General features: G+C 66.5%; 7 protein-coding genes. 6 read left to right on the forward strand and 1 reads right to left on the reverse strand.

What is annotated here, in order from left to right; all coding sequences use genetic code 11:
• A partial coding sequence (locus JWQ91_RS16345; protein WP_297786632.1) for an enoyl-CoA hydratase/isomerase family protein occupies nucleotides 1–667 on the reverse strand: 667 nt, incomplete at its 3' end.
• Between the two features lie 340 nt (nucleotides 668–1,007).
• On the opposite strand from JWQ91_RS16345, the gene JWQ91_RS16350 reads away from it, so the two are divergent.
• The 6 genes from JWQ91_RS16350 to JWQ91_RS16375 all read left to right on the forward strand — a co-directional run.
• Nucleotides 1,008–2,135, forward strand: coding sequence for a sugar ABC transporter substrate-binding protein (locus JWQ91_RS16350; RefSeq protein ID WP_297786634.1), 1,128 nt, complete (start codon nucleotides 1,008–1,010; stop codon nucleotides 2,133–2,135).
• Between the two features lie 17 nt (nucleotides 2,136–2,152).
• Nucleotides 2,153–3,193: an ABC transporter permease gene (locus JWQ91_RS16355; RefSeq protein WP_297786638.1), complete on the forward strand. Its 1,041-nt coding sequence runs from the start codon at nucleotides 2,153–2,155 to the stop codon at nucleotides 3,191–3,193.
• Nucleotides 3,190–4,704 (forward strand): sugar ABC transporter ATP-binding protein, encoded by a 1,515-nt coding sequence (locus JWQ91_RS16360; RefSeq protein ID WP_297786641.1) that lies wholly within the window; start codon nucleotides 3,190–3,192, stop codon nucleotides 4,702–4,704. Before JWQ91_RS16355 ends, JWQ91_RS16360 begins: the two co-directional genes overlap by 4 nt.
• Nucleotides 4,705–4,833: 129 nt before the next feature.
• Complete coding sequence (locus JWQ91_RS16365; protein ID WP_297786645.1) at nucleotides 4,834–5,733, forward strand: DUF2889 domain-containing protein; 900 nt, start codon at nucleotides 4,834–4,836, stop codon at nucleotides 5,731–5,733.
• 73 nt (nucleotides 5,734–5,806) lie between these two features.
• Complete coding sequence (locus JWQ91_RS16370; RefSeq protein WP_297786648.1) at nucleotides 5,807–7,306, forward strand: aldehyde dehydrogenase family protein; 1,500 nt, start codon at nucleotides 5,807–5,809, stop codon at nucleotides 7,304–7,306.
• A 77-nt stretch (nucleotides 7,307–7,383) separates the two neighbouring features.
• A partial coding sequence (locus JWQ91_RS16375) for an acyl-CoA dehydrogenase family protein (RefSeq protein WP_297786651.1) occupies nucleotides 7,384–7,951 on the forward strand: 568 nt, incomplete at its 3' end.

Genomic DNA, 7,951 nt, shown 5'->3' on the forward strand with positions numbered 1-7,951 from the left:
GGAGGCGGGTGTTGCGCGCGAACACGGGGTTGCACGCGGCGAGCCGGCGCGCATGGGTGAGGGCGCGGGCCAGCACCGCATCCTTCGGGTGGACCTCGGAGACCAGTCCAAGGCGGAGCGCCTCTGCCGCATCGATCTTCTCGCCGGTCAGCAGGAAGTAGCGAGCACGGTTGAAGCCGATGAGCAGTGGCCAGACCACCTGCACTCCGTCGCCGGGGACCAAGCCACTGGGGACGTGCGCCGCGTCCTGGAAGTAGGTGTCCTCCGAGCAGATGACGATGTCGCAGAGAAGTGCGAGCTCCGCATGCACATCCACCGGGCCGTTGACGGCCGCGATGACCGGCACCTCGATCGCCAGGAGGTGGTCCAGGAGGCGGTTGCCCTCGAAGAGCCCATCGTCCATCATGGCGGCGGTTGCCTTGCCCTGGGCAATGCCGACCTCGAACTCGGCGATCAGCTCGATGAAGCTCTGGCCGGTGCCGGTCAGCACGACGGCTCGGACCTTCCGGTCGGCTGCGACGCGCGCGAACACCTCCGGAAGCTCACGATGGGGCAGCCCGTTCCACCCAAGCGAGGCCCCTCGGGAATGGAGCTTCATGACCAGGACTCCGTCATCGTCCAGCGTGAGCTCAGCGGTCTTGAACGCTGTCAGGTAGTCATCGGTCATCGAGCTTGCTCCTTGTGAGTCGGCGGCCCGGAGGGTCTGACTCGCCTCGATAGGCCCACCCCGTCCGGGGTTCGCTCCTCCGAGCCTCGCCATCCAAGCACGACGAAAACTTTGCCGTCAAGATTGGCTGCAAAAAGTCTAAACCAACATAGAAAACTGTTGACGGCGGGTCGACCAAGATCTAATATGAATTCGAAAGAGTGTCGTGCGTCACACTGACGCAGCCGCGGAAGCCATCATGGCGAGGTTCGCGGACAGACTCTCCTCCATGTGCGTCGGATGACGTCGCCTCCTCGGGGCTGGATGCGACGCCGACCGGCACCCAACGAAAAGAGACGCTGTGAAGAAGACAGTTGCAGGGGGCCTCTCAGCGGTCCTCGGCCTGGCCGTCCTGGCCGCCTGTGGGTCAGGCTCGGACGATGGGTCGTCGCAGGCAGGGGGCAACGCAGATGAATGCGTCGCGGCCGCCAAGAAGATCGTCGACGCCGGCCGCGCCGACGTCACCCCGTTCCTGCCCGACGAGCCGGTCGACGCGTCGAAGGCGAAAGGGAAGACGGTCTGGATGATCCAGAGCACTGTCACCCCGCTGGTCACCGCCGTGACGAACGGTTTCAAGGCTTCCGGCAAGGATGCCGGGATCAACATCAAGGTCGTCAACGGTAATGGCAGCATCCCGACGACGGTCGGCGCCGTTTCGCAGGCCATCGCGCAGAAGGCAGACGGCATCGTCCTGTTCGCCATTGCGACGACGGCGGTCGAGGCGCAGGTTAAGGAAGCGAAGGCGGCCGGCATCCCTGTCGTGGATACCTACAACAGCAACATCGGCACGGACCTCACCGCGTCGGGATTCTTCGGCCACGTCTCCGCCGACTATGCGCAGGGTGGCAAGGAGGTCGCCGCGTGGATGATGGCCGACTCGAAGTGTGACGTCGACACGGCGATCATGGGAAATGCGGCGCTCCAGCCTCACAAGGCGCAGCGCGATGCCGCGCTGGGAGAGCTCAAGGAATGTGGCGGCAGCTGCAAGGGTGACTACATCACTCTCGACCTCCCGAAGCTGGCGACGATTGCCGGTCCCGAGGCCCAGCAGGCGCTGCGACGCGACCCCAACATGAAGTACATCTACTCGTTGCTCGACGGAGCCGTCACCTTCATCGCTCCGTCCGTGCAGCAGTCGGGCCGTACCGATGTCAAGGTTGCCTCGATGGGTGGCGACACCGCGTCGCTCGAGCGCATCCGCAGTGGCAAGAGCATCCACAAGGCCGTCGTGGCAATCCCGCCCCAGGCCTACCAGGGCTACGCGTTCATGGACCAGATCCTGCGAGCCATGACCGGCGGCGAGGCCGTCGACTGGAAGCTCACGACGCGCTTCATCGACGAGACCAACGTCGGCAAGTCGGACGCGGAAATCTTCCCGCAGTTCGACGGCGTCGAGGCCAAGTTCAACGCCCTGTGGGGGCTCAACTGATGAACACACGATCCGACATGACCGAGAAGGCCGCCGGGAGCGGAGTCGGGGCCGTCAGCCCGTCCTCGGCGCCGGCTGGGGCAGCGCATGCTGCTCCGGCCGGCGCCGGCGGGCGTCCGGTCGCGCGCATCGTCGCGCAGTACGGTGTCGTCTTCGCCCTGTTACTGCTGATCGTGGCGTTCTCGATCCTGCTTCCCGACACGTTCCCAACGCTGGGCAACGCCAAGACCATCGTCAATTCCTCGGCGGTCGTGCTGGTGCTCGCGCTGGCCGCCACGCTCCCGCTGCGAGCCGGTGGCTTCGACCTGTCGATCGCCGGCACGATGATCGTCAGCGCAGGCCTGGTGGCCAAGCTGACCGCTGACGGCACGCCGTGGTTCGTTGCGCTGGTCGTCGCGCTCGGCGTCGGCGCTGTCGTCGGTGCCATCAACGCTGCGCTGATCGTCCGCCTCGGGTTGGACGGGTTCGTCGTCACCCTCGGCACGCTGACCGCGCTGGAGGGTGTTGCGCTGGCCATCTCCGGTGGCGAGATCCTGACGGGGGTCTCGCAGCCCGTCATCAACATCGCGACCCACCAGGTCCTCGGCATCCAGTCGATGACGTGGTTCGCGTGGATCCTCGTGGTCGTGCTCTGGTACGTCTACAACCGCACACCTGCAGGGCGCTACCTCCTGTTCGTCGGTGGTAGCCCGGACGCCTCGAAGCTCGCGGGACTGCCCGTGACGCGGATACGCACCATCGCGCTGATGAGCGGCGGAGCAATCTCCGGATTCGCCGGCTTCCTGCTGGCGGGCAGCTTCGGGGCGGTCGACACGTCGATCGCGGGCCAATACCTGTTGCAGCCGTACGCCGCGGCATTCCTCGGTGCCACGACGATCGCCGTCGGCCGCTTCAACGCGATCGGCACCCTGATCGGCCTGTACCTGCTGGTGGTCGGCATCGCCGGTCTGCAGCTCTTCGGTGCCACCCAGTGGGCCACCAACTTCTTCAACGGGTGTGCCCTGATCGCAGCCATCACGTTCGCCAAGCTGGCCGCCAACCGGCGGGGTCGGGCATGACGTCCGAGGTGGGCGGGGACCTGCTCTCCCTGAGGGGGGTCGGCAAGAATTTCGGTGGGATCTGGGTCCTGCGCGACGTCGACCTCGAGGTCCGCAAGGGCGAGATCCTCGGACTGGTCGGCGAGAACGGGTCAGGCAAGTCGACCCTGGTCAAGATCCTCACTGGTTATCACACGCCTGACAGCGGCAGCATCCACATGGGCGGCGAGGAGCTCGACCTCCCGGTGAGGCAGCCGCAGGAGCTCGGCATCTCGGTGATCCATCAGGACCTCGGGTTGGTCGAGTCCATGACGGTCGCGGAGAACCTGGGCATCTCCTCGTCGTACGGCGCACGGGTCCTCGGACCGGTCCGCACCAGGGAGGAGGAGAAGCTCTGCCGGTCCCTGCTCGCGGCCTTCGGTGTCGACGTCGACATCCACCAACAGGTGTCGACCTTGGAGCCCGCAGTTCGCTCGGCAGTCGCCATCGCACGGTCCATCCGGGTGCTGCGTGGCTCTTCGGAGCACAACCTGTTGATCCTGGACGAGCCGACCGCGTACCTCGGACACGAGGACTCACTGCGTGTTCGTCGCCTCATGAGAAGTGCGGCCGACAACGGTGCCGGCGTCATCTTCATCTCCCACCACCTAGACGAGGTGACCGAGTCGTGCGACACCATCGCGGTCCTGCGCGACGGACGACTCATCGATACCTTCGGGGTGGAAGGAGTCGTGCGCGACGACGTCATCACCGCGATGCTCGGACGCTCCCTCGAGCGCTTCTACCCCGAGCCTCGTGACAACCAGCGCGAACGCCTGCTGAGCTTCAAGGGAGTCGCTGGAGGTCAGACCAAGAACTTCACTCTGGACCTGCACGCCGGAGAGGTCGTCGGAGTGACGGGCATCGTCGGCTCGGGGTTCCAGGAGGTCCCGTACCTCCTCGCCGGAATCCTCGAGTCGACGGCGGGCTCGGTCGAGCTGGATGGCAAGGACATCCTGGGGCTCGACCCGAAGGAGCTCCTGAGGCGCGGTGTCGCGGTGGTGCCCGGCAACCGTCAACGGGACGGTGTCTGGCTCGAGGGGACCGCGCAGGAGAACCTCTCCCTCCTGAGACTCAAGAAGTTCTTCCGCTGGCCGACCCTGCGGATCCGTGACGAGGCGGCAGACGCCAAGGCGTTGATGGAGCAGTTCGGAGTGCGACCCCTGGACCCCTCGCGACGCATGGACTCCTTCAGCGGTGGCAACCAGCAGAAGATGGTCATGGCCAAGTGGCTGTCGACGGGGCCCCGGGTCATGCTTCTCGACGAGCCCACGCAAGGCGTCGATGCCGGTGCGCGTCGCGACATCCTCGACATTGTGGCGGCCGCTGCTGACGCCGGTAGCGCAGTGGCGATCTTCTCGGCGGACGTCGAGCAGCTGTCGGAGATGTGCGACCGGGTGGTGGTGATGGCAGGCGGAGGCGTGGCGGCCGTGCTGCCGTCGACGGAGGCGACCCAGCCGCGCATCCTGAGTGCAGCACACGGAGGCGTCTAGTCGATGGCCGACGACCGGGCAACACCTCCGCGCCGGCCCAGCAGCATCCGCCGCACCACGTCCGTGGACGTGTCATGGCCCGAGGGTCGTGACGGGCTCGTCTGTTTCGAAGGGGTGGGTCGTGACATCGTGACCGACGAGGTCGGCGGGTTCTCTGTCGTGGAGCACGTGTCGGTGACGGTGGACGTCGACCCCGTCGACCGCCGCGTCGTGGCCATCGATGCGCCCACCGTGGAGGGCGCCTCCGCGGTGGTGGGCGCGCGAGTCGGTCGCGAGGTGAGGGGGGCCATGGTCGACCGCATGTCTGCGGACGTGACCCGGGGTGCGCCGGTCGTGCAGCTCTTCGACGACCTGACCGGTGCCTGGATCGTGGCGGCGTACGCGTTGTTCCTGTGGGGGCAGGGGGACACGGGTGTCCTGCTGGGCTCGACCGAGCGCCGTCAGATGGCTGGCGTCTGCCTGGGCTTCTCTCCCGGATCGAGTGCGCTGGCGCCCGACGGAGGGGTCAACGATCGTCACATGTCTGTAGACGTCGACGAGCTCGTCGACCCGGACGATCCGGACGGCTGGCACCGCCCCACGGAGCGACGAGACATGTCGTTGCGACGGGCCCGACGTCTGGACGTGTTCCTGACCGGTGACGAGGTCGTGATCGACTCCATGTTCCAGGACAGCTCCACGCAGCCGTCTGCGGGTCGGGCGGGCGTCCACCAGTACGGAGTCACGGCCCGAGTCGGCCGGGACGATCTCGTGCTCCGACTGCTCGACGCCGATCCGCGCGTCCTGCCGTACGGCGAATGTCCCATGGCGATGCTCGGGCTGCCCGGGTTGGTCGGGACGCCGCTGCTGGCGCTGCGTGACGACGTGGCGGCGCGCCTCCCGGGAGTGCACGGGTGCACGCATCTCAATGACGCAGTGAGAGCGCTGTCGCTGATGGAGGGACGGGCCGTCGCCCTGATGCGCGACTCCTCGCCCGCGGACTTGACTATCGCCGGAGATGTTGGCGCCAATATTGACGGATGTGCGTGACCCTCGTAACATCGTTCTAACATCGATTAGAGAAAAAGTGGTCGGAGCGCCGATCGCACTGAGAGGAACTGACATGGCGTCGGATTTGCAGGTCGCAACCAACGAACACTTCCAGAACGCGGAAGCCGAGGCCTTCCTCGCCCGAGGGGCGCACCGGCTGCTGATCGACGGCCACTGGGTCGCCGCGGTCTCCGGTGACGAGATCGATGTCATCGACCCGGCAACCGAGAAGGTCGTCTCCCGTGTCGCCGGTGGTGGCTCGGAGGATGTCGACCTCGCCGTCATCGCGGCGCGAGCGGCGTTCGAGAGCGGTCCCTGGTCGGGGATGAGCCCGCTCGAGCGGGGCAAGATCCTGCGGGCCTGGGCGGACCTCATCGAGCTGCACCTCGACGAGCTGGCCTACCTCGAGTCACTCGACAACGGCATGACTCTCGCGACGGCCACCGGCATGATCGGCGACGCGGCCGAGACGGTGCGCTTCTTCGCGGCCGGGGCGGAGCACATCCATGGGGACACGCCCCAGACTGCTGCCGGGTCGCTGAGCTATACGTTGCGCGACCCGATCGGTGTCTGCGGCGCGATCATCCCGTGGAACTCGCCCATCACCAACTTCGTCTGGAAGTCCTCGCCGATCCTCGCGGCGGGCAACACCCTGATCCTCAAGCCGGCCGAGTCGACGTCGCTGACTGCAGTCCGCCTGGGCGAGCTGCTCATCGAGGCAGGCCTGCCGCCGGGAGTCATCAACATCGTCACCGGCCTCGGTCATCTCGCCGGAAGCGCGATCGCCGAGCACCCCGGGATCGACAAGATCTCGTTCACGGGCTCCACGCCGACCGGTCGCAAGATCCTTCAGGCGTCCGTCAGCAATCTCAAGCGGGTCTCGCTCGAGCTCGGCGGCAAGTCGCCCAACATCGTGTTCGACGACGCCGACCTCGATGCGGCCGTCTCCGCGTCGCTCATCGGCTTCGTGGCCATCAGCGGCCAGGTGTGCCTCGCCGGGACCAGGCTCTTCGTGCAACGAGGCATCCACGACCGCTTCGTCGAGGCCATGGTGGCGGCTGTGTCCCAGCTGTCGGTAGGTGATCCGTTCGACCCGGGCACCGCGGTCGGTCCGCTCGCGTCGCAGCAGCAGTTCGAGAAGGTCTCCGGGTATCTGGCACTGGGCAAGGACGAGGGTGCCGTCGTCGCGGTCGGTGGCGAGGCCACCGGCGGCTCGGGCTACTACGTGCAGCCGACCGTGTTCACCGGCGTCCACAACAACATGCGGATCGCCCGGGAGGAGATCTTCGGCCCAGTGTTGTCCGTCATCGCCTTCGATGACGAGGAGGAGGCGATCCGTCTCGCGAACGACACCGAGTACGGTCTGGCGGCTGCGGTGTGGACCAAGGACCTACGTCGCGCACACACGGTGGCGAAGTCGATCAAGGCCGGCACGGTCTGGATCAACAATTACTTCCAGCTCGACCCGCGCATGCCGTTCGGTGGGTTCAAGCAGTCGGGTGTCGGTCGCGACTTCGGCCTCGACTGGTACCACTCGGTCACCGAGCCGAAGTCGGTCTTCGTCACCCTCTAGCCCTGACCCGAGCATGGACCCGGCCGATCGGCCGGGTCCATGCGTCGCCTCGCGCACCACCTCAGAAAGGCTGAACCATGGATTTCGCCCTGTCCGCCGAAGCCGAGCGCCTGAGCTCGTCGATGTGGGAGTTCATGCGGGACGAGGTGGTCCCGGCCGAGAAGGTGTGGGCCGAGCACCTGGCCGAGCACGGGGTCCACAGCCATCCAGCGGTCATGGAGGACCTCAAGGTGTCTGCCCGTGAGCGCGGACTCTGGAATCTCTTCCACCACAAGTACTCCGGCCTCTCCAACGTCGAGTACGCAGCGATCGCCGAGATCTCTGGGTGGTCACCGGTCCTCGCGCCCGAGGCGATCAACTGCCAGGCCCCGGACACGGGCAACATGGAGACGCTCGAGCTCTTCGCGACCCCCGAACAGCGGACGCAGTGGCTCGAGCCACTCCTCGACGGGACGATCCGGTCGGCGTTCGACATGACCGAGCCGGACGTCGCCTCGTCGGACGCCACGAACATCGAGACCTCGATCGTGAGCGATGGGGGCGACTGGGTCATCAACGGTCGCAAGTGGTGGATCACGGGAGTTGCTGACGAGCGGTGCCAGATGTTCATCGTGATGGGCAAGACCAGCCCTGACGCTGCTCCGC

The organism is Aeromicrobium sp., from assembly GCF_025965075.1.
Lineage (GTDB): Bacteria > Actinomycetota > Actinomycetes > Propionibacteriales > Nocardioidaceae > Aeromicrobium.